This is a genomic window from Streptomyces sp. WG5 (genome assembly GCF_049974565.1).
Taxonomy (GTDB): Bacteria; Actinomycetota; Actinomycetes; order Streptomycetales; family Streptomycetaceae; genus Streptomyces.
Genome location: NZ_JBNGGC010000034.1, coordinates 15,781 through 34,711 on the forward strand (window position 1 = coordinate 15,781; position 18,931 = coordinate 34,711).

Genomic DNA, 18,931 nt, shown 5'->3' on the forward strand with positions numbered 1-18,931 from the left:
CACTCGACGCCTGCGGGCCTCGGCGCGCGTTCCGACTCGGTCGGCGGTCCCCGGCATCCAGGCGGCGTGGCCGTGGGGGTCGGCTTCGCAGGCGAGTTGGCAGCCGACCTGGTAGTAGCGCTGGGCGGCGCCTTCCTGGCCGAGGTCGTGGTGCTTCCAGCCGGCGAGGTGGGCGAGTTCGGCGACGGCGCCGAAGGCCGCCTGCCGCAGGACTTCGGTGGGGAAGCGTCCGCGGAGCATGGGGGCGGCAGTGTCGGCGAGGTAGGCGGTGACGGTGGTCAGTCCGGGGCCGCCGCCGAGGCGTTCGTCGGCGGCACTGAAGGCTGCGGTGATCTGGCGTACGACGTCCACGTCCTCCGCGCCGACCAGGGAAGTTCCGGTGCGGGCGCGGAGCATGCGGGCGGTGGCCTCGTGGTCGTGGCTGAGCGGCATGACGACGCCGGCGGTGGTGAAGGCCGCGATGGCGAGGAAGCGGCGGCGCTCGACGTCGGCGCGGCCCAGGTCGGTGACGGCGAGGACCGGGTCGGGCTCGGCGGCGCTGATGTCGGAGTCGGCTGGAACACTGCGGCCGTGATCAACGAGATGGCCCCAGACATTCCTGATGCTCCCGCCGGCTCCCTGCCACCCAGAGCACAGGCAGAGCTTGCCGGCACCGCGTGGGAGGAGCTGCCCCACGTCTGTACGGGCCAGCACAGTGTGCCTGACACACCGGACATCCTCGGCGCTGTGCTTGCCACCGACCCGGCTCGCCGGGTGCGGGCGGTGGGGGATCTGTATCGGCTGCTCCTCAATCGGGAGCAGGTGTTTCCGGCGACCGCTCCGGCGGCCTTGGTCCTCGCTCGTCTTCTCGACGATCCGCGCACCCTCGCCGAAGACCGGTGGGAGCGCAGGGCCGGCCGGCGATCGCTTCGCGCCGAACTGCTGAACTGGCTGGCTTCGTTCGCCGACATCGCCCGCCTGGACGTCGAGGACGGCGTCGGCACGGCGCAGGATCTGGCTGCCGCTCGTGCGGCAAGGCCAGTACTCCACGACCGCATCGCGGATTTCTGCGACGACGACGATCCACTGGTGAGGGAGGCCGCGCTCGTGGCCACCGCCCTGCTCCTGGCCGACCCCGCCCTCGCCTCGTCCGTACCCCGGTACGCGCCTGTCGTTCGCGAGGTCCTTGCCGTGAGCGCGGACTCGTACTACCGATGGGTCGCCCGGGAACGGCTGGCTGCTTGGGGCGAGGATGTCACTGATCTCGTCACTGCGCAGAAGGAGCGCCGCGCGGCCCTGGACCGGGCACACGTTCTGGCGGAGGACCCGTTCGGGGAGGGGCAGGAGCAGGCGATCCGCTGGCTGGAAGAACAACCCGAGGACACCGCGGCTCCGGAACGACTCGGCCACCGGTGTAAGGACCGGACCGCGCCCAGCCCAGCCGCCCCGCAGGAGTCGGCACCCGAGCCGCCCGTGGCCGCTCCAGGTAGCGGGGCGGGGTACTGCGGCCCGTGGCGGATCGCCAGGGAGGAGGAACGCGCCGAGTGGACGTTCACGCCGTATGTAGGAGTCGGCCCCCTGCACTTCGGGATGACCTCGGAAGAGATCACCCGCGTCCTCGGCGAAGGACCGGCCGTCTCGTCCTACTCCCACCACGGCGAAGGCCAGCAGCTCAACTACGCCGACTTCACTGAGAGTGGGATCAGGGCCCTCTTCCACGACGGCCGCCTGGGGTGCGTCGCCGCAGACGCCCTCACCGGCCCCCAGGTGAGACTGGACGCAGCCCCGCTGACCGGCTGCGCACCTTCCCAGGTGGAGGACTGGCTCGTCCACCGCACAACACGGCCCGGCAGCCTGGCGTACAGCGTCGCCGGCGATCCGATCTTCGCCGACCTCGGCCTGGCGATCCGCTCTCAGCGGGCCGGCGACGTCGTCTTGACCCGCCCCCTCTTCCTGCTCCACGACTGGCTCGACCTGTGGCATGCGCTGCCCAGCGAGGAGTGGAACTGCCCCTGAAGCGTGTTCCGCCGGTCGGCCTCATCTGAGTGCGAGGCCGACCGGAGCGACATCTCGTCCACTCGAGCGATATCGGGCGTAGACCACCGGCCGGGTGGGGAATCAACGTGGGGTCGGCGAGGATGCGATGCCGGTGGCGTGGACGATCCGGCGGGCGACTTCGGTCCATTCGGTGTCGGTGAGGTAGCGGTCGCCGGGTGCGGTGCGGACCGGGCAGTGCCAGACGTGCTGGCGCGGTTTCCTGCCGCCGAGTTCGCGTGTGCGGAGGTCGACGTGGTGGTCGAGGCGCTTGGCGAGCTGGGAGTAGGTGGCGGCCGGGTCGCGGCCGGGGTCGGGGGTGCCGGTCATGTCCCAGGCGGCGACGATGTGGGGGTCGGTGTGTTCGTCGCGGCGGCCGGGGCCGAACAGGTAGGCGATCAGTCCGCGGGTGTGGGATCCGGTCGAGACGTCAGGAACCATGCGCGGTGCCTTCCGTCAGGACCTGGTCGATGAGCTGGTAGCTGTTCCGGGCTGCTTGCTCGACCCTGTCCAGTACCGCCTCGGCGTGCTTGGGGAGGGTTCCGCGGTGGATGGCTGCGGTGATCTGGTTGAGGTTGCCGCCGATGCGGTTCAACGCGACGGTGTGTGCCTCGATGGCTTCGATCAGCGGGCGGAGCGGATCGTCTTCCGGGCTTCCGGTAAGCCCGGTCTTGCCGAGGGCGACGGCGAGGGCGGCGTCGCCGACGAATCCGGCGAACTTCTGGCCGCGCCGATGAGCGGCGGCGCTGATGACACCGACCGCGGTCCGTGTGAACCGGATGGTCTTCTCCTGGTCGCGGTTCTCCACGGCACGCTGCGGACTCTGCGCGGACCGCAAAGGCCGCCCAACCCGCTCCGCCGCAGGTCAGACGGCCTTTTGCCGAACGGATCAGACGTTGAAGCGGAACTCCACCACGTCCCCGTCCTGCATCACGTAGTCCTTGCCCTCCATGCGCGCCTTGCCCTTGGCGCGGGCCTCGGCGACCGAGCCGGTCGCGACCAGGTCGTCGAAGGAGATGACCTCGGCCTTGATGAAGCCCTTCTGGAAGTCGGTGTGGATGACACCGGCGGCCTCGGGGGCGGTGGCGCCCTTCTTGATGGTCCAGGCGCGGGATTCCTTGGGGCCGGCCGTCAGGTAGGTCTGCAGGCCGAGGGTGCGGAAGCCGACGTGGGCGAGGGTGGCGAGGCCGGGCTCCTCCTGGCCGACGGACTGGAGGAGCTCCAGGGCCTCGTCCTCGTCCAGCTCGGCGAGGTCCGCCTCCAGCTTGGCGTTGAGGAAGATCGCCTCGGCGGGGGCGACCAGGGCGCGCTGCTCGTTCTTGAAGTCCTCGTCGGTCAGCTCGTCCTCGTCGACGTTGAAGACGTAGAGGAAGGGCTTGGTGGTGAGGAGGTGGAGGTCGTGGAGGAGCTCGGCGCGCTCGCTGCCCTGGAGGATGCCGTGGGCGAAGAGCGTGTCGCCCTTCTCCAGGATCTCCTTGGCCTCCTCGACCACCTTGACCTTGGGTGCGATGTCCTTCTTGATCCGCGACTCCTTCTGGAGGCGGGGCAGGACCTTCTCGATGGTCTGGAGGTCGGCGAGGATCAGCTCGGTGTTGATCGTCTCGATGTCGTCCTTGGGCGAGACCTTGCCGTCGACGTGGACGACGTTCTCGTCCTTGAAGGCACGGATGACCTGGCAGATCGCGTCGGATTCGCGAATGTTGGCGAGGAACTTGTTGCCCAGGCCCTCGCCCTCGCTCGCGCCGCGCACGATGCCCGCGATGTCGACGAAGTCGACCGTCGCCGGGAGGACCTTGTCCGAGGAGAAGATCTCGGCCAGCTTGGTCAGACGGGGGTCCGGGACGCCCACGACGCCGACGTTGGGCTCGATCGTGGCGAACGGGTAGTTGGCCGCCAGCACGTCGTTCTTGGTCAGGGCGTTGAACAGGGTCGACTTGCCGACATTGGGCAGACCGACGATTCCGATCGTGAGCGACACGTTGCGACTTCCCGTACGTGAGGGTGCGGAGGAGGTGGGGCGGGCCGGGCAGGGGGCCGATCCACCAGTCTACGGGGTGTCCGGTGCCTGCCCCGCGCGGTCTCGAACGCTTGGCCAAGCCGTGCCCGACGGCGTGTCTGTCGGGCTATTCGGCACATAACCCGACCTAAGTTGGTCCAGTGGAGCAATACAGGACGCGACCTGCGCAGTACGGACCGCATCGGGGCCGGGCGCCGCTGCCCCCGCAGGGGCGGCGAGCGGGCGGTGCCGCGGTCGGGAAGCCGGTCGGGAAGCCGGCCGGGCGATCCGCCGGGCCGGTTGCGGGCGGCGGGGCGCGGCGGCCGGCCGCCGTACGGCCGGCCCGGCCCGGGCCTCTGGTGCGGCGCGCCCTGCACGCCGTGCGCGCCCTGCGGAGAATACGGGGAACGGGGGGAATGCCGGGGGTGCGGGGAATGCGTGCGGTCCTGGGGATGCGTGAGCTGCCCAACCCGCGGTTGACCGGGCTGGGCAGCGGCCTGCTCTGCGCGGCGGTGATGCTCGTGCTCGGCCTTCTCGACCAGCTGCTGTTCGACGCGTCGCTGACGGTGTACGGCGTGCTGTTCCTGCCGGTGTGCCTGCTCACCGCGCTCTCGGTGCGCAAGGGCGACCTGCTGACCGCCCCCGTCGTCGTGCCGATCGCCTTCGCCGTGGGCCTGGTGTCCGTCGCCGAGAGCGGCAAGGGGCCGGGAGGGTGGCTGATGGGGCTGGTGACCGCCCTGGCCACCGAGGCGGGCTGGCTGTACGGGGGGACCCTGGTCGCGGGATCGACCGTGATCGTCCGGAGGATCCGGCTGGTGCGCGACCGGGCCGACGCCGTCCGGAACCGTCCGCCGGTGTGAGGGCCCGGCCCGACCGGTGTGAGGGCCCGGCCCGGCCGGCGTGAGGACCCGGGGGCCCGGTGCCGGCCGCGGGTCCGAGGGCCCGGAGCCACCCACCGGCCCGGAACGCCCACCGGCTCTGACCGCCGGTCCGGCCCACGGTGTGGCGGCGGGTTCAGCCCACGGTGTGGCGGCTGGTTCAGTCCGCGGCGGGCCGGCCGGCTGCCTCCGCCGCCCGCATCGCCGCCCCGACGATCCCCGCGTTGTTCTGGAGCTGCGCGGGAACGATCTCCGCCTGGATGCCCTCGATGTGGTGCAGGAACTTGTGCGCCTTGCGGCTGACCCCGCCGCCGATGACGAACAGGTCGGGTGAGAACAGCATCTCGACATGGGCGAGGTAGCGCTGCACGCGGTGGGCCCACTCCTCCCAGGACAGGTCGTGGTCGTCCTTGACCTTGCTGGAGGCGCGCTTCTCCGCGTCGTGTCCGTCCAGCTCCAGGTGGCCCAGCTCGCTGTTGGGGACGAGGACGCCGTCGGTGAAGACGGCGCTGCCGATGCCGGTGCCGAAGGTGAGCAGGATGACCGTGCCCTTGCGCTCGCGGCCGGCGCCGAAGCGCATCTCGGCGACGCCCGCCGCGTCCGCGTCGTTGACCACCGTCACGTCGAGGCCGCCCAGCCGCTCACTGAACAGGGCGCGCGCGTCCGTGTCGATCCAGCTCTTGTCGACGTTGGCCGCGGTGCGGACCGTGGCGCCGCCGGTGACCACGCCGGGGAAGGTGAGCCCGACCGGTCCCCTCCAGCCGAAGTGCTCGACGACCTGCCGCACACCGTCGGCCACGCCGTCGGGGGTCGCCGGGTGCGGGGTCAGTACCTTGCAGCGCTCCTGGGCCAGGTCGCCCCTGTCGAGGTCCACAGGGGCGCCCTTGATCCCGGATCCGCCGATGTCCACGCCGAAGATCTGCATGGCACCACGTTACGGCCTGCGACTGACGGTCACGCCCCGGGCGTACCCGAGCCGCCCCGCTCCGCCACCAGGGACGCCGCCTCCTCGCGCAGGTCGCGGCGGAGCTCCTTGGGCAGCGAGAAGATGATCGACTCCTCGGCGGCCTTGACGATCTCCACGTCCTCGAAGCCGCGCTGCGACAGCCACTCCAGGACCTGCTCGACCAGGATGTCCGGGACGGAGGCGCCGGAGGTGACACCGACCGTGGTGACGCCCTCCAGCCAGGCCTCGTCGATCTCGTCGGCGAAGTCCACGAGGTACGCGTCGCGGGCGCCGGCCTGCTTGGCGACCTCGACGAGGCGCTTGGAGTTGGAGGAGTTGCGGGAGCCGACGACGATCACCAGGTCGGCCTCGGCGCCCATCTGCTTCACGGCGAGCTGGCGGTTCTGCGTGGCGTAGCAGATGTCGTCGCTCGGCGGGGAGATGAGCTGCGGGAACTTGTCCTTCAGCGCGTCGACGGTCTCCATGGTCTCGTCGACGGAGAGGGTGGTCTGGGAGAGCCAGACCACCTTCGACGGGTCGCGGACCTCGACCTTGGCGACGTCCTCGGGACCGTCGACGAGCTGGATGTGGTCGGGGGCCTCGCCGGAGGTCCCGATGACCTCCTCGTGGCCCTCGTGGCCGATCAGAAGGATGTCGTAGTCGTCGTTGGCGAAGCGGACGGCTTCCTTGTGCACCTTGGTGACGAGCGGGCAGGTGGCGTCGATGGTGGCGAGCTTCCCGCGCTCGGCCTCCTCGTGGACGACGGGGGCCACGCCGTGCGCGGAGAACATGACGATGTTCCCCGGCGGGACCTCTTCCGTCTGCTCGACGAAGACGGCGCCCTTCTTCTCCAGGGTCTGGACGACGTACTTGTTGTGGACGATCTCGTGCCGGACGTAGACGGGAGCCCCGTACTGCTCCAGGGCTTTCTCGACGGCGATCACGGCGCGGTCCACACCCGCGCAGTAGCCACGGGGGGCGGCGAGCAGGACACGGCGGCCGGGCGAAGCAGTCATGGCCCCATCGTAAGGGTGCGTTCGGCGGGTCAGAGATCGCGTGGGTGCGGCGGTGCCGGGGAAACTGGCGGGGACGTCGACGGGGACGTTCCGAGGCACAGTCCGAGGCCCTGGCGGAGGCACGATGTCCGAGACCGGTACGGCGGCCCAGGGGGCCGGCGACGAACACCCGAAACGCCCGAAACATCCGAAACACCAGGAACACCAGGAACACCGGGAAGGCCGGCTGAAGCGCAGCCTGGGCTTCAGGGACCTGGTCGTCTACGGGCTGCTGTTCATCGCGCCCATGGCGCCGGTCGGCGTGTTCGGCACGCTGGACGCCAAGTCGCACGGCGCGGTGGCGCTGGTGTACCTCGTCGCCACGATCGCGATGGCGTTCACCGCGTTCAGCTACGCCCAGATGGTGCGGGTGGTCCCCCAGGCGGGGTCGGTGTTCGCGTACGCGCGCGTGGGACTCGGCAACGGGGCCGGATTCGTCGCCGGCTGGATGGCGATGCTGGACTACGTCCTCATTCCGGCGGTGGCGTACCTGTTCTCCGGCATCGCGATGGAGGCGCTGGTTCCCGAGGTGTCGCGGTGGGTGTGGACGGCGATCGCGGTGGTCGCCACGACCCTGCTGAACCTGTGGGGGGTGCGTGCGGCGGCCCGGGTGGGCTTCCTGGTGCTCGCCATGGAGATCGTGGTCCTGCTGGTGTTCGTGGTGGCGGCGATCGTGGTCCTCGCGCGCGACGGGGCCGAGCGGGGCTGGCTGTCGCCGCTGTCCGGGGACGGCACGCAGGGGGCGTTCGCGCTGTCGGCGGTGGTCGGCGCGGTGTCGGTGGCGGTGCTGTCGTACCTGGGCTTCGACGCGATCGCGACGTTCGCGGAGGAGGTGACCGGGGGTTCCGCGAAGGTGGCGCGGGCGCTGCTGTTCTGCCTGGCGCTGGCGGGCGTGCTGTTCGTCGCGCAGACGTACCTGGTGGCACTGCTGGAGCCGGTGTCGTCGGCGCGGCTGGCGGCGGAGCCGGAACGGCAGGGGGCGGCCTTCTACGACGCGGTGGACGCGTCCGTGGGGACGTGGCTGCACGATCTGGTGGCGGTGAGCAAGGCGATCGGCGCGGCGTTCGCGGCGCTGGCCGGGCAGGCGGCGGCCGGGCGGCTGCTGTTCGCGATGGGCCGCGACCGGCGGCTGCCGAGGGCGCTGTCGCGGACGGACTCCGGGGTGCCGCGCGTGGCGCTGCTGGTCGCCGCCGTGATCACGATGGTGGCGGCGGTGTGGGCGGCGCGGCGGGACGACGGTCTCGACCACCTGGTCTCGGTGGTCGACGTCGGTGCGCTGACCGCGTTCACGATGCTCCACGCGAGCGTGGTGGGCTGGTTCGTGGTGCGGCGCGGCTCGGGCCCGGTCAGCTGGTGGCGGCATGCGCTGATCCCGGTGCTCGGTGCGGCGATCACCGTCGCGGTGATCGTGGAGGCGTCACGGACCGCGCAGCTGGTCGGGGCGGTCTGGCTGGTGGTGGGGCTGGTGGTCCTGGCGGCGCAGGCGCGCGGGAGGAGAGCGGCGGGAGTGTGAGCCGGCCGGGCGTGGCCCGGGAGGCGGGCGCCGCGCACCGGGCGCCGCGCACCGGGCGGGGCGTCACATCCGGCTCAGGCGGGGCACCACGCCCGGCTCGACGAGGTGCCGCACCCGGCTCGGCGGGGTACCAAGCCCGGCTCGGCGGGGTGCCGCACCCGCCCTGGAGGGTTGTCGCACCCGGCCTGTCACACCCGGCCGTTACGCTCGGGCGCATGGCTGCCAACTCGTCTCCCGAAAGTCCGCTGCCCGTGGGCGAGGTGTCACGGCTGATCGGGGGCTGGATCGACCGGCTCGGCGCGGTGTGGGTCGAGGGGCAGATCACGCAGTTGTCCCGGCGGCCGGGCGCGGGGGTCGTGTTCCTGACGTTGCGCGACCCGTCGTACGACATCTCCGTGAGCGTGACCTGCTACCGGCAGGTGTTCGACGCGGTGGCGGATGTGGTCGGCGAGGGCGCGCGGGTGGTCGTCCACGCCAAGCCGGAGTGGTACGCGCCGCGCGGGCAGCTCTCGCTGCGGGCCGCCGAGATCAAGCCGGTGGGCGTCGGGGAGCTGCTCGCGCGTCTGGAGCAGCTGAAGAAGGCGCTCGCGCGCGAGGGGCTGTTCGCGCCGGAGCGGAAGAAGCCGCTGCCGTTCCTGCCGCAGCTGATCGGCCTGGTGTGCGGGCGGGCGTCGGCCGCCGAGCGGGACGTCCTGGAGAACGCCCGGCACCGCTGGCCCGCCGTCCGCTTCGAGGTGCGCAACGTCCCCGTGCAGGGCGTGCACGCGGTGCCGCAGGTGGTGCAGGCGGTGAAGGAGCTGGACGCGAGGGACGACGTCGACGTGATCGTCGTCGCGCGGGGCGGTGGCAGCGTGGAGGACCTGCTGCCGTTCTCCGACGAACAGCTGGTGCGGGCGGTCGCCGCGTGCCGTACGCCGGTCGTCTCCGCGATCGGGCACGAGCCGGACAATCCGCTGCTGGACCATGTCGCCGACCTGCGCGCCTCCACGCCGACCGACGCCGCGAAGAAGCTCGTACCGGACGTCGGCGAGGAGTACGAGCGGGTGCGCCAGCTGCGGGACCGGGCGCGGCGGTGCGTGGCGGCGTATGTGGACCGCGAGGAGCGGGGGCTGGCCCATGCCCTGGCCCGGCCGTCGATACAGGACCCGCACCGGATGATCGACGAGCGGGCCGAGCAGGTCGCGGCGCTGCTGGACCGGGGCCGCCGCTCGCTGCGGCACCACCTGGACCGGGCCGACTCCGAGCTGACGCACACGCACGCGCGCGTGGTGGCCCTCTCCCCCGCCGCGACCCTGAAGCGCGGGTACGCCGTGCTGCAGCGCGCCGACGGCCACGCCGTCCGCGACCCGGGCGAGGTGGAGCCGGGCGAGACACTGCGCGCACGGGTCTCCGAGGGTGATTTCTCCGTACGGGTCGACGCATAAGGTGGGTGGATGACCAGCGAGGTGGAGCAGCCGACGGCCATGTCCGAGGCGCTCGGGTACGAGCAGGCGCGGGACGAGCTGATCGAGGTCGTACGGCGGCTGGAGGCCGGCGGTACGACGCTGGAGGAGTCCCTCGCCCTGTGGGAGCGGGGCGAGGAGCTGGCGAAGGTGTGCCGGCGCCGGCTGGACGGCGCCCGGGCCCGCCTCGACGCGGCGCTGGCCGAGGAGGCCGGGGCGGAGGACGGCGACGGGGACGAGTAGCCGCCGTCGGCCCGGGCGGGGCCCGGGCCTCCTCGGCCGGGGCCCGCACGGGCCGACGCCGGGGCCTACGATCCCGAGATGCCCGCCGCTCCCGGCGAGACCTGCAAGCGCGCCCCGGTCAGGTCCGATGCCCCCATCGGTTCCGGGTGAGGGTCCTCTTCGGGTCCGGGTGGGCCCCAGGCCCCAGGCCCCAGGCCCCCGGCTTCCTCGGCCGGGGCGCCGGATGGGGCCGCTGGGCCCCGCCCCCACCGGCCCCGCCGGGCACCCGTCCCCGCGACGCCGGCCTGCTCGGGCTGTCCTACTCGGCGCTGTCCTCGGCGAGGGTGTGCGCGACGAGGGCGTTGGCGTGGCCGTGGCCCAGCCCGTGCTCGGTCTTGAGCCAGGAGACGAGCTCCATGTGCTTGGTGAGCGGCGAGGAGCGGATCAGCTCCTTCCACTCCGCGACCGGTCGGCCGTACTTCTTCTCGATCGACGGGAAGTAGGAGGCGGGGCCCTTCACGGAGGCGGTCATGTCGATGCGGTCCCATCTGTCCGGGGCGGTGGGCGGTGTACTGCCCTGTACGACCGCCGCGAGCGGCGGAAGTGATCGCCCGGCCCCTGTGATCCGCGTCACCGCTCAGTCCCGCGGTCCCTCTCCGTGCACCGTCCGCCCGGCACCTGAGGCGTCACGGCACCACACCCCGCCACCCCGCCGGCCGTGTGAAGCGGATCACCGCCCTCCCGTTTTTGGTTGAAGGTTGAACTTCCTTGCCGTAGCGTCGTTCCCGTCAACGGCTCCGCGCCGATCCAGGCGGAGCCGACGCACCCCCGAGGAAGATCACGTATGTCTCTCGTTCTTGACCCCGCCGCCCAGGACCTGCTGTTCCGCGAGGCCCGCACGGCGAACACCTTCACCGACGAGCCGGTGACCGACGAGCAGGTGCAGGCGATCTACGACCTGGTCAAGTACGGCCCGACCGCCTTCAACCAGTCGCCGCTGCGCATCACGCTGGTCCGCTCCCCCGAGGCCCGCGAGCGCCTCGTCCGGCTCATGGCCGAGGGCAACCAGCCCAAGACGGCCGCCGCCCCGCTGGTGGCGATCCTCTCGGCGGACAACGAGTTCCACGAGGAGCTGCCGCAGCTCTTCCCGCACTTCCCGCAGGCCAAGGACGCCTTCTTCAGCGAGCGCCCGGTGCGTGAGGGCGCCGCCGCCCTGAACGCCGCCATGCAGGCCGCCTACTTCATCGTCGGCGTCCGCGCCGCAGGGCTGGCCGCCGGCCCGATGACCGGCCTCGACTTCGAGGGCGTCCGCAAGGAGTTCCTGGACGACGACCACACCCCGCTGATGGTCGTCAACATCGGCCGCCCGGGCCCGGACGCCTGGTTCCCGCGCTCGCCGCGCCTGGCCTACGACCAGGTCGTCACCACGGTCTGAGAGCGGTGACCCCGGCGGAGTCCGGGGCCCGCGGCCACCCCGCGCGCGACGAAGCCCCCGGTGCGTCACCGGGGGCTTCGTCGCGCGCGCGGGGTACGGCGGTGGCTCACGCCAGCTTCAGCGCCGCCACCATCTGGTTCAGCTGGTCGAACGAGCCCGTGCCCGCCACGACCGTCGTCGCGCCCTTCACGCCGTCGGTGTCGTGCAGGACGAGCGCGTCGTACCGGCCGCCCGTGTACCGGGTCCACGTCCGGCCGCCGATCTCCTCGGTCTTCCCGGTCCGCTGCGCGCCCTGGCTGGCCTCCTCGACGAAGGCCGACGGCTTCTCCGTGGACTGCTCGATCGCCACGTACTCCCCGTCGGGCGCGCGGAAGCCCAGGTGCCAGGCGTCGAACTGGTCGCCCCGGTAGCGGACCAGGGTCGGCTTCCAGTCCTCGGACAGCCCCTCGGGCGCGGCCACCGGATACGGCGCGGCCCGGCGCGCGGTGATCAGTTCGACCGAGTAGTCGACCCGCTTGAGGTCGGGCTCGCCATCGTCGTCGTGCGGGATGAAAAGCCACATGACCAGTCCAGCGAGGACGATGACGCCCAGGGAGAGGACCATGTCCCGGGCCGTCTTCTGCTTGCCGTTCGTACCTGCCACGCCCCCTATCGTCGCAGGTCCCCGATGCGCTCATACGTGGGGTCCCCTGCTCATTCTGTCGGACTGGCGATAGAGTCGGGGCCACACCCTCATCCGGCCGTCGTCGTATCAGAAAGGTGCGTTCCGATGACCGAGCATCATCTGCCGTCCGAGCTGGACGTCCCCTCAGAGGCTCCCGACCGCAACCTCGCCATGGAACTCGTGCGGGTCACCGAGGCCGCGGCCATGGCCGCCGGCCGCTGGGTCGGGCGCGGTGACAAGAACGGCGCCGACGGTGCCGCGGTGCGCGCCATGCGGACCCTCGTCCACACCGTCTCGATGAACGGCGTCGTCGTCATCGGCGAGGGCGAGAAGGACGAAGCCCCGATGCTCTTCAACGGGGAGCGGGTCGGCGACGGGACCGGAGCCGAGGTCGACATCGCCGTCGACCCGATCGACGGCACCACGCTGACCGCCAACGGGATGACCAACGCGATCGCGGTCCTGGCCGCCGCCGAGCGCGGCTCCATGTTCGACCCGTCCGCGGTCTTCTACATGGACAAGCTGGTCACCGGGCCGGAGGCCGCCGACTTCGTCGACATCAACGCCCCCGTGTCCGTGAACATCCGCCGGATCGCCAAGGCCAAGCGGCGCACCCCCGAGGACGTCACCGTCGTCATCCTCGACCGGCCCCGGCACCAGGGCCTCATCAAGGAGGTCCGGGAGACCGGCGCCCGCATCAAGCTGATCTCCGACGGCGACGTGGCCGGCTCCATCCTGGCGCTGCGCGAGGGCACCGGCATCGACCTGCTGCTCGGCGTCGGCGGCACCCCGGAGGGCATCATCTCGGCCTGTGCCGTGAAGTGCCTGGGCGGGACCATCCAGGGCAAGCTGTGGCCCAAGGACGACGGGGAGCGGCAGCGCGCGATCGACGCCGGGCACGACCTGGACCGCGTGCTGACCACGGACGACCTGGTCTCCGGGGACAACGTCTTCTTCGTCGCCACCGGGATCACCGACGGTGAGCTGCTGCGGGGGGTGCGGTACCGGTCCGAGACGGCCACGACCGACTCGATCGTGATGCGGTCCAAGTCGGGGACCGTCCGGCGGATCGACTCCGAGCACCGGCTGAGCAAGCTGCGGGCCTACAGCGCGGTGGACTTCGACCGGGCGAAGTGACCCCGCCGCCGGGCGCGACCGGCCACGGACACCCCGCGCCCGCGCGGGGGGACGAGCCCCCACCTCGCAGGCACCCCGCACCACGCGGCGGAGCCGCACGGTGCCGGCTCCCCGCGCCCCTGCGGCGCGCATGAGCCCCTGCGGCGCGAAAAGGGCACCCTCTGTGCGGAGAGGGTGCCCTTTCGCGTGTCTGGGTTCTAACCGACCGCCGCTATGCGTCCCGCCGCCGTGCGGGCCGCCTTCTTCTTCAGTTCGACGTCGCGGCGACGGCGGCGGGCCAGGACCACGCGGCGTTCGGCGGCGGTGAGGCCGCCCCAGACGCCGTACGGCTCGGGCTGCAGGAGGGCGTGCTCGCGGCACTCGACCATGACCGGGCAGCGCGCGCAGACGCGCTTGGCCGCCTCCTCCCGGGAGAGCCGGGCGGCGGTCGGTTCCTTGGAGGGTGCGAAGAACAGTCCGGCCTCGTCGCGCCGGCACACCGCCTCGGTGTGCCAGGGAGCGTCTTGGTCCCTGTCCCGCACGGGCACCCGCTGGGCCGGAACGGCGGCTACCTGCAGGGACGAATGCGGCGGTTGCAGCACGGTCTACTCCTGACGACGGCTTCGCGAGCGAGAGACGATGCGTCAAGGCTTACCCGTTGTACGCGCGCCTATGCACTGGGTTTCCAACCGCCACCGGTCGCCGCGCTACACGTGCTTGCGCAAACCCTTGTCCACCTTCCGGTGCACCCGGTCCAGGAGGTCCGCGACGATCCTGCCGCGCTTGGGGCGCGCCTCGACGCTGCCCAGCACGGCCCAGCCGTCCACGTAGATGACGGGGGCCTCGGCCTCGGCCGAGTCGAGGGCGTGGACCTCGAAGTTGCCGAGCACCCCGCCGCCCGCGCCGCGCAGCGAGACGTTCTCCGGGACGCGCACCTCGACGCTGCCGAAGACGGCGAACGCCTTGATCACGACCTGCTGGTGCGCGAAGACCGCCTCGCTGAGGTCTATCTCGACGCTGCCGAAGACCGCGTACGCGTGGATGCGGCGGCTCGCCCGCCAGCGGCCCTTGCGGACGGCGCTGCTGAAGACCGCCACCACGTTCTCGTCGGGGGCCGCCGGGACGGCGCCGGCGATGGGGCGGTCGGGGGCCGGGGCGGCGGCCGTGTCCCGCCCGGCGTGCGCGGCGGGCAGGTCCCGCACGAAGACGTCCAGCTCACCGACGGTCCGGGCGGCCAGCACGCCCTCGACGCGCTCGGCGTGCTCCTCGGCGGTGAGCCGCCCCTCGGCGAGGGCGTCGCGCAGCATGTCGGTGATGCGGTCGCGGTCGGCGTCCGAGGCGCGCATCTCGGAGACGCGCGGTGCGGTACCGCGCGGGGCCGCGTCCTGCGGTCGGGCGTGCTTCTGAAGGTCCACGGCAGCAGCGTACCCAAACGCGATAGATCGCGACCAGCCCTGTGGACAACCTCGTCGCGTCCCCGTCCGGGCCGCACACCACTCCTGTCGCGGCTACTGAGCCTTACCTCACAAGCCCGCCGCCGACGGCAGGTTTTACGCTGGTGGACGCTGCCAACGGAGGCCAGCCGTCGTTGCTGAGGAATCCAGCCGCGCGTCATGCCGAGTGAGGAATGGGCGAGATGCCTGAGTTCGCGTACACCGATCTGCTCCCCCAGGGAGAGGACACCACTCCGTACCGGCTGGTGACCTCCGAGGGTGTCTCCACCTTCGAGGCCGACGGGCGGACCTTCCTCAAGGTGGAGCCCGAGGCGCTGCGCAAGCTGGCCGAGGAGGCCGTCCACGACATCCAGCACTACCTGCGCCCCGCCCACCTGGCGCAGCTGCGCCGCATCATCGACGACCCCGAGGCGTCGGGCAACGACAAGTTCGTGGCGCTGGACCTGCTGAAGAACGCGAACATCGCGGCGGCGGGCGTGCTGCCGATGTGCCAGGACACCGGCACGGCGATCGTCATGGGCAAGCGCGGGCAGAACGTGCTGACGGCGGGCGGCGACGAGGAGGCCCTGAGCCGGGGCATCTACGACGCCTACCAGAACCTGAACCTGCGCTACTCGCAGATGGCTCCGCTCACCATGTGGGAGGAGAAGAACACCGGCTCCAACCTCCCGGCCCAGATCGAGCTGTACGCGACCGACGGCGGCGCCTACAAGTTCCTCTTCATGGCGAAGGGCGGCGGGTCCGCCAACAAGTCGTTCCTCTACCAGGAGACGAAGGCCGTCCTGAACGAGGCCTCCATGATGAAGTTCCTGGAGGAGAAGATCCGCTCGCTGGGGACGGCCGCCTGCCCGCCGTACCACCTGGCGATCGTGGTCGGCGGTACGTCCGCCGAGTACGCGCTGAAGACCGCGAAGTACGCCTCCGCGCACTACCTGGACGAGATCCCGGCCGAGGGCTCGGAGCTCGGGCACGGCTTCCGGGACCAGGACCTGGAGGAGAAGGTCTTCGAGCTGACGCAGAAGATCGGCATCGGCGCGCAGTTCGGCGGCAAGTACTTCTGCCACGACGTGCGGGTCGTGCGGCTGCCGCGGCACGGGGCGTCCTGCCCGGTCGCCATCGCCGTGTCCTGCTCGGCGGACCGGCAGGCGGTCGCGAAGATCACCGCCGAGGGCGTCTTCCTGGAGCAGCTGGAGACCGACCCGGCGCGGTTCCTGCCGGAGACGACGGACGAGCAGCTGGAGTCGGAGGGCGACGTCGTCAGGATCGACCTCAACCAGCCGATGGACGACATCCTGGCCGAGCTGACGAAGCACCCGGTCAAGACCCGGCTGTCCCTGACCGGCCCGCTGGTCGTGGCCCGCGACATCGCGCACGCCAAGATCAAGGAGCGGCTGGACGCGGGCGAGGAGATGCCGCAGTACCTGAAGGACCACCCGGTGTACTACGCGGGTCCGGCGAAGACGCCCGAGGGGTACGCGTCCGGGTCCTTCGGTCCGACGACGGCCGGGCGCATGGACTCCTACGTGGAGCAGTTCCAGGCGGCGGGCGGCTCCAAGGTGATGCTGGCCAAGGGCAACCGGAGCAAGCAGGTCACGGACGCGTGCGACGCGCACGGCGGCTTCTACCTCGGCTCCATCGGCGGGCCGGCGGCGCGGCTCGCGCAGGACTGCATCAAGAAGGTCGAGGTCGTCGAGTACGAGGAGCTCGGCATGGAGGCGGTCTGGAAGATCGAGGTCGAGGACTTCCCGGCGTTCGTCGTGGTGGACGACAAGGGCAACGACTTCTTCCAGGACCCGGCGCCCGCGCCGACGTTCACGTCCATCCCGGTACGGGGTCCCGGACTCGCCTGACAGCGGTGGTGACGGTCCGCCTCCACGGGGAACAGTGGTCGCGTCGCGGACGCTGTGAGACGTGGAGGTGATCGTCGATGACCGACGAGCAGGACAGGACCGAGTACCGCACCGAGCACGACTCCATGGGCGAGGTGCGGGTGCCCGCCCACGCCAAGTGGCGGGCCCAGACCCAGCGGGCGGTGGAGAACTTCCCCGTCTCCGGGCAGCGCATCGAGCGCGCGCACATCGAGGCGCTCGCCCGGATCAAGGGCGCGGCGGCCAAGGTCAACGCCGGGCTGGGGGTCCTGGACGAGGACGTCGCCGCCGCGATCCAGGAGGCGGCGGACGAGGTCGCCGAGGGCGAGTGGGACGCGCACTTCCCCGTGGACGTGTTCCAGACGGGGTCGGGGACCTCGTCCAACATGAACACCAACGAGGTCATCGCCACCCTGGCCACCGAGCGGCTCGGCAGGGACGTGCACCCGAACGACCACGTCAACGCCTCCCAGTCGTCCAACGACGTCTTCCCGTCGTCGATCCACATCGCCGCCACCGCCGCCGTCACCCGTGACCTGATCCCCGCCCTCGACCACCTCGCCGGCGCCCTGGAGCGCAAGGCGGAGGAGTTCGCCGACGTGGTGAAGTCCGGGCGTACGCATCTCATGGACGCCACGCCGGTCACCCTGGGGCAGGAGTTCGGCGGGTACGCGGCCCAGGTGCGGTACGGCGTCGAGCGGCTGGAGGCGTCCCTCCCGCGCCTGGCCGAGCTGCCGCTGGGCGGCACCGCCGTCGGCACCGGGATCAACACCCCGCCCGGCTTCTCCGCCGCCGTCATCGCGGAGGTGGCCCGCGCGACCGGGCTGCCGCTGACCGAGGCGCGCGACCACTTCGAGGCGCAGGGCGCCCGGGACGGCATCGTCGAGACCAGCGGGCAGCTGCGGACCGTCGCGGTCGGCCTGACGAAGATCGCGAACGACCTGCGGTGGATGGCGTCCGGGCCGCGGACCGGGCTCGCGGAGATCTCGCTGCCCGACCTCCAGCCCGGGTCGTCCATCATGCCCGGCAAGGTCAACCCGGTGATCCCCGAGGCCGTACTCATGGTCGCCGCCCAGGTCACCGGCAACGACGCGACCGTCGCCGCCGCCGGAGCGGCCGGCAACTTCGAGCTCAACGTCATGCTGCCGGTCATCGCCAAGAACGTACTGGAGTCGGTGCGGCTGCTCGCCAACGTCTCGCGGCTGCTCGCCGACCGCACCGTCGACGGCATCGTCGCCCACCGGGACCGGGCCCGCGAGTACGCCGAGTCGTCGCCGTCCGTGGTCACACCGCTCAACAAGTACATCGGGTACGAGGAGGCCGCCAAGGTCGCCAAGAAGGCGCTGGCCGAGCGGAAGACGATCCGTCAGGTCGTGCTGGACGGCGGGTACGTCGAGCGCGGCGACCTCACGGACGAGCAGCTGGACGAGGCGCTGGACGTGCTGCGGATGACCCGCCCGTGACCGGACGGCCGTCGGGGAGGCGGGCGCTCGCCGTGGAGGCGGGCGCCCGTGACGGGCGTTCGTCGCGATCACCGGCGCGTCACGTGGCCCGGGCACCTAATATCTGTCCATGACAGACGGTGAAGCGGTGAGCGCCGCGACGGAAGCGGAGGCGACGACCGGCGGCCCGAAGGCCCCGGCGAGGTACTGGGCGCCCGGCAGCCACATCCTGTGGCGGTACCGGGAGAACGGCGGCCCCCGCCCCCACATCGCACGCCCCGTCACCGTCGTACGGGACGACGCCGGCCTGCTCGCCGTGTGGCTGGCGCCCGGCACCGAGTGCGTGAAGCCGGTGCTCGCCGACGGCACGCCCGTACACCTGGAACCACTGGCGTCGCGCTACACCAAGCCGCGCGCGGTGCAGCGCGACCGGTGGTTCGGCACGGGCGTGCTGAAGCTGGCACGGCCCGGCGAGCCCTGGTCGGTGTGGTTGTTCTGGGATCCGGGCTGGCGGTTCAAGAACTGGTACGTGAACCTGGAGGAGCCGCTGACCCGTTGGGAGGGCGGCGTCGACTCCGAGGACCACTTCCTGGACATCTCCGTCCACCCGGACCGCTCCTGGCACTGGCGGGACGAGGACGAGTTCGCGCAGGCCCAGCGGGACCGGCTGATGGACGCCCGGCTCGCCGGGCGGGTGCGCGCGGCGGGGCGCGCGGCGGTGGCGGAGATCCGTTCCTGGGGCTCCCCGTACGCGGACGGCTGGGAACACTGGCGACCCGATCCGTCCTGGGCGGTACCTTCACTGCCGGGTGACTGGGACCGCACGCCCGCGCATGCGTCCTCATGAGACCCTTGATACGCCCCCGGGCAGGAAACGTAGGATCGTC

17 protein-coding genes and 3 pseudogenes are annotated in these 18,931 nt (G+C 71.7%); 10 read left to right on the forward strand and 10 right to left on the reverse strand.

Going from position 1 to position 18,931, the window contains the following annotated elements; translation table 11 throughout:
• Positions 1-54: 54 nt before the first annotated feature.
• Positions 55-540, reverse strand: a pseudogene (locus ACP4IX_RS28900) (tetratricopeptide repeat protein); the annotation flags it as partial.
• Positions 541-726: 186 nt separating this feature from the next.
• Here ACP4IX_RS28900 and ACP4IX_RS28905 point away from each other — a divergent pair.
• A complete protein-coding gene (locus ACP4IX_RS28905; protein ID WP_426557425.1) occupies positions 727-1,995 on the forward strand; it encodes a hypothetical protein in 1,269 nt (422 codons plus the stop codon).
• A 123-nt stretch (positions 1,996-2,118) separates the two neighbouring features.
• Here ACP4IX_RS28905 and ACP4IX_RS28910 read toward each other — a convergent pair.
• From ACP4IX_RS28910 to ychF, 3 genes and pseudogenes are all read right to left on the reverse strand, one after another.
• Positions 2,119-2,454 (reverse strand): annotated as a pseudogene (locus tag ACP4IX_RS28910) (relaxase/mobilization nuclease domain-containing protein); the annotation flags it as partial.
• Positions 2,444-2,827, reverse strand: a pseudogene (locus ACP4IX_RS28915) (hypothetical protein); the annotation flags it as partial. The pseudogenes ACP4IX_RS28915 and ACP4IX_RS28910, both read right to left, overlap by 11 nt.
• 75 nt (positions 2,828-2,902) lie before the next feature.
• Positions 2,903-3,991, reverse strand: coding sequence for a redox-regulated ATPase YchF (gene ychF / locus ACP4IX_RS28920; protein WP_426523854.1), 1,089 nt, complete (start codon positions 3,989-3,991; stop codon positions 2,903-2,905).
• 452 nt (positions 3,992-4,443) lie between these two features.
• Between ychF and ACP4IX_RS28925 the strand changes: the two genes are divergently transcribed.
• Positions 4,444-4,869, forward strand: coding sequence for a DUF6542 domain-containing protein (locus ACP4IX_RS28925; protein WP_426523853.1), 426 nt, complete (start codon positions 4,444-4,446; stop codon positions 4,867-4,869).
• A 178-nt stretch (positions 4,870-5,047) separates the two neighbouring features.
• Here ACP4IX_RS28925 and ppgK read toward each other — a convergent pair whose 3' ends face one another.
• Together ppgK and ACP4IX_RS28935 are read right to left on the reverse strand one after the other, a co-directional pair.
• Positions 5,048-5,812 (reverse strand): polyphosphate--glucose phosphotransferase, encoded by a 765-nt coding sequence (gene ppgK / locus ACP4IX_RS28930; RefSeq protein ID WP_426523852.1) that lies wholly within the window; start codon positions 5,810-5,812, stop codon positions 5,048-5,050.
• Positions 5,813-5,841: 29 nt separating this feature from the next.
• Positions 5,842-6,849, reverse strand: a complete 1,008-nt coding sequence (locus tag ACP4IX_RS28935) for a 4-hydroxy-3-methylbut-2-enyl diphosphate reductase (RefSeq protein ID WP_426523851.1) — start codon at positions 6,847-6,849, stop codon at positions 5,842-5,844.
• Positions 6,850-6,973: 124 nt separating this feature from the next.
• On the opposite strand from ACP4IX_RS28935, the gene ACP4IX_RS28940 reads away from it, so the two are divergent.
• The 3 genes from ACP4IX_RS28940 to ACP4IX_RS28950 all read left to right on the forward strand — a co-directional run bounded on the left by ACP4IX_RS28940 (position 6,974) and on the right by ACP4IX_RS28950 (position 10,086).
• Positions 6,974-8,401 carry an APC family permease gene (locus ACP4IX_RS28940; RefSeq protein ID WP_426523850.1) on the forward strand — a complete coding sequence of 476 codons (1,428 nt, stop codon included), beginning with the start codon at positions 6,974-6,976 and terminating at the stop codon, positions 8,399-8,401.
• Between the two features lie 215 nt (positions 8,402-8,616).
• The gene (xseA, locus tag ACP4IX_RS28945) at positions 8,617-9,825 is read left to right on the forward strand and encodes an exodeoxyribonuclease VII large subunit (protein ID WP_426523849.1); all 1,209 of its coding nucleotides are present in this window, start codon (positions 8,617-8,619) and stop codon (positions 9,823-9,825) included.
• A gap of 9 nt (positions 9,826-9,834) precedes the next feature.
• On the forward strand, positions 9,835-10,086 hold the full coding sequence (locus ACP4IX_RS28950; protein WP_426523848.1) for an exodeoxyribonuclease VII small subunit: 252 nt from the start codon (positions 9,835-9,837) through the stop codon (positions 10,084-10,086).
• Between the two features lie 298 nt (positions 10,087-10,384).
• Here the strand turns inward: ACP4IX_RS28950 and ACP4IX_RS28955 are convergent, their stop codons facing one another.
• Positions 10,385-10,597 carry a DUF4287 domain-containing protein gene (locus ACP4IX_RS28955; protein WP_426523847.1) on the reverse strand — a complete coding sequence of 71 codons (213 nt, stop codon included), beginning with the start codon at positions 10,595-10,597 and terminating at the stop codon, positions 10,385-10,387.
• A gap of 312 nt (positions 10,598-10,909) precedes the next feature.
• On the opposite strand from ACP4IX_RS28955, the gene ACP4IX_RS28960 reads away from it, so the two are divergent.
• Complete coding sequence (locus tag ACP4IX_RS28960; protein WP_426523846.1) at positions 10,910-11,500, forward strand: malonic semialdehyde reductase; 591 nt, start codon at positions 10,910-10,912, stop codon at positions 11,498-11,500.
• Between the two features lie 106 nt (positions 11,501-11,606).
• On the opposite strand, the gene ACP4IX_RS28965 is transcribed toward ACP4IX_RS28960, so the two are convergent.
• A complete protein-coding gene (locus tag ACP4IX_RS28965; RefSeq protein WP_426557427.1) occupies positions 11,607-12,143 on the reverse strand; it encodes a DUF4245 domain-containing protein in 537 nt (178 codons plus the stop codon).
• A gap of 126 nt (positions 12,144-12,269) precedes the next feature.
• Here ACP4IX_RS28965 and glpX point away from each other — a divergent pair, with 126 nt between their 5' ends.
• Positions 12,270-13,301, forward strand: a complete 1,032-nt coding sequence (gene glpX, locus ACP4IX_RS28970) for a class II fructose-bisphosphatase (RefSeq protein ID WP_426523844.1) — start codon at positions 12,270-12,272, stop codon at positions 13,299-13,301.
• Positions 13,302-13,498: 197 nt separating this feature from the next.
• Here glpX and ACP4IX_RS28975 read toward each other — a convergent pair whose 3' ends face one another.
• Positions 13,499-13,882, reverse strand: a complete 384-nt coding sequence (locus ACP4IX_RS28975; protein WP_426557429.1) for a WhiB family transcriptional regulator — start codon at positions 13,880-13,882, stop codon at positions 13,499-13,501.
• A gap of 105 nt (positions 13,883-13,987) precedes the next feature.
• Positions 13,988-14,695: a DUF1707 SHOCT-like domain-containing protein gene (locus ACP4IX_RS28980; RefSeq protein WP_426557431.1), complete on the reverse strand. Its 708-nt coding sequence runs from the start codon at positions 14,693-14,695 to the stop codon at positions 13,988-13,990.
• Between the two features lie 221 nt (positions 14,696-14,916).
• Between ACP4IX_RS28980 and ACP4IX_RS28985 the strand changes: the two genes are divergently transcribed.
• The 3 genes from ACP4IX_RS28985 (at position 14,917) to fomD (ending at position 18,891) form a co-directional block, all read left to right on the forward strand.
• Positions 14,917-16,584: a fumarate hydratase gene (locus ACP4IX_RS28985; RefSeq protein WP_426523841.1), complete on the forward strand. Its 1,668-nt coding sequence runs from the start codon at positions 14,917-14,919 to the stop codon at positions 16,582-16,584.
• Between the two features lie 77 nt (positions 16,585-16,661).
• Entirely contained in the window at positions 16,662-18,065 is a 1,404-nt protein-coding gene (locus tag ACP4IX_RS28990) for a class II fumarate hydratase (protein ID WP_426523840.1), read from the forward strand.
• Positions 18,066-18,174: 109 nt separating this feature from the next.
• Positions 18,175-18,891 (forward strand): cytidylyl-2-hydroxypropylphosphonate hydrolase, encoded by a 717-nt coding sequence (gene fomD, locus ACP4IX_RS28995; protein ID WP_426523839.1) that lies wholly within the window; start codon positions 18,175-18,177, stop codon positions 18,889-18,891.
• The last annotated feature ends 40 nt before the right edge of the window (positions 18,892-18,931 follow it).

Bases quoted from the DNA above. Each gene is read 5' to 3' on its own strand.
- ACP4IX_RS28935 (WP_426523851.1), bottom strand. From the start codon at position 6,849: ATGACTGCTTCGCCCGGCCGCCGTGTCCTGCTCGCCGCCCCCCGTGGC.
- ACP4IX_RS28925 (WP_426523853.1), top strand. From the start codon at position 4,444: ATGCGTGCGGTCCTGGGGATGCGTGAGCTGCCCAACCCGCGGTTGACC.
- ppgK (WP_426523852.1), bottom strand. From the start codon at position 5,812: ATGCAGATCTTCGGCGTGGACATCGGCGGATCCGGGATCAAGGGCGCC.
- ACP4IX_RS28960 (WP_426523846.1), top strand. From the start codon at position 10,910: ATGTCTCTCGTTCTTGACCCCGCCGCCCAGGACCTGCTGTTCCGCGAG.
- ACP4IX_RS28940 (WP_426523850.1), top strand. From the start codon at position 6,974: ATGTCCGAGACCGGTACGGCGGCCCAGGGGGCCGGCGACGAACACCCG.
- fomD (WP_426523839.1), top strand. From the start codon at position 18,175: ATGACAGACGGTGAAGCGGTGAGCGCCGCGACGGAAGCGGAGGCGACG.
- glpX (WP_426523844.1), top strand. From the start codon at position 12,270: ATGACCGAGCATCATCTGCCGTCCGAGCTGGACGTCCCCTCAGAGGCT.
- ACP4IX_RS28955 (WP_426523847.1), bottom strand. From the start codon at position 10,597: ATGACCGCCTCCGTGAAGGGCCCCGCCTCCTACTTCCCGTCGATCGAG.
- xseA (WP_426523849.1), top strand. From the start codon at position 8,617: ATGGCTGCCAACTCGTCTCCCGAAAGTCCGCTGCCCGTGGGCGAGGTG.
- ACP4IX_RS28985 (WP_426523841.1), top strand. From the start codon at position 14,917: ATGCCTGAGTTCGCGTACACCGATCTGCTCCCCCAGGGAGAGGACACC.
- ACP4IX_RS28950 (WP_426523848.1), top strand. From the start codon at position 9,835: ATGACCAGCGAGGTGGAGCAGCCGACGGCCATGTCCGAGGCGCTCGGG.
- ACP4IX_RS28990 (WP_426523840.1), top strand. From the start codon at position 16,662: ATGACCGACGAGCAGGACAGGACCGAGTACCGCACCGAGCACGACTCC.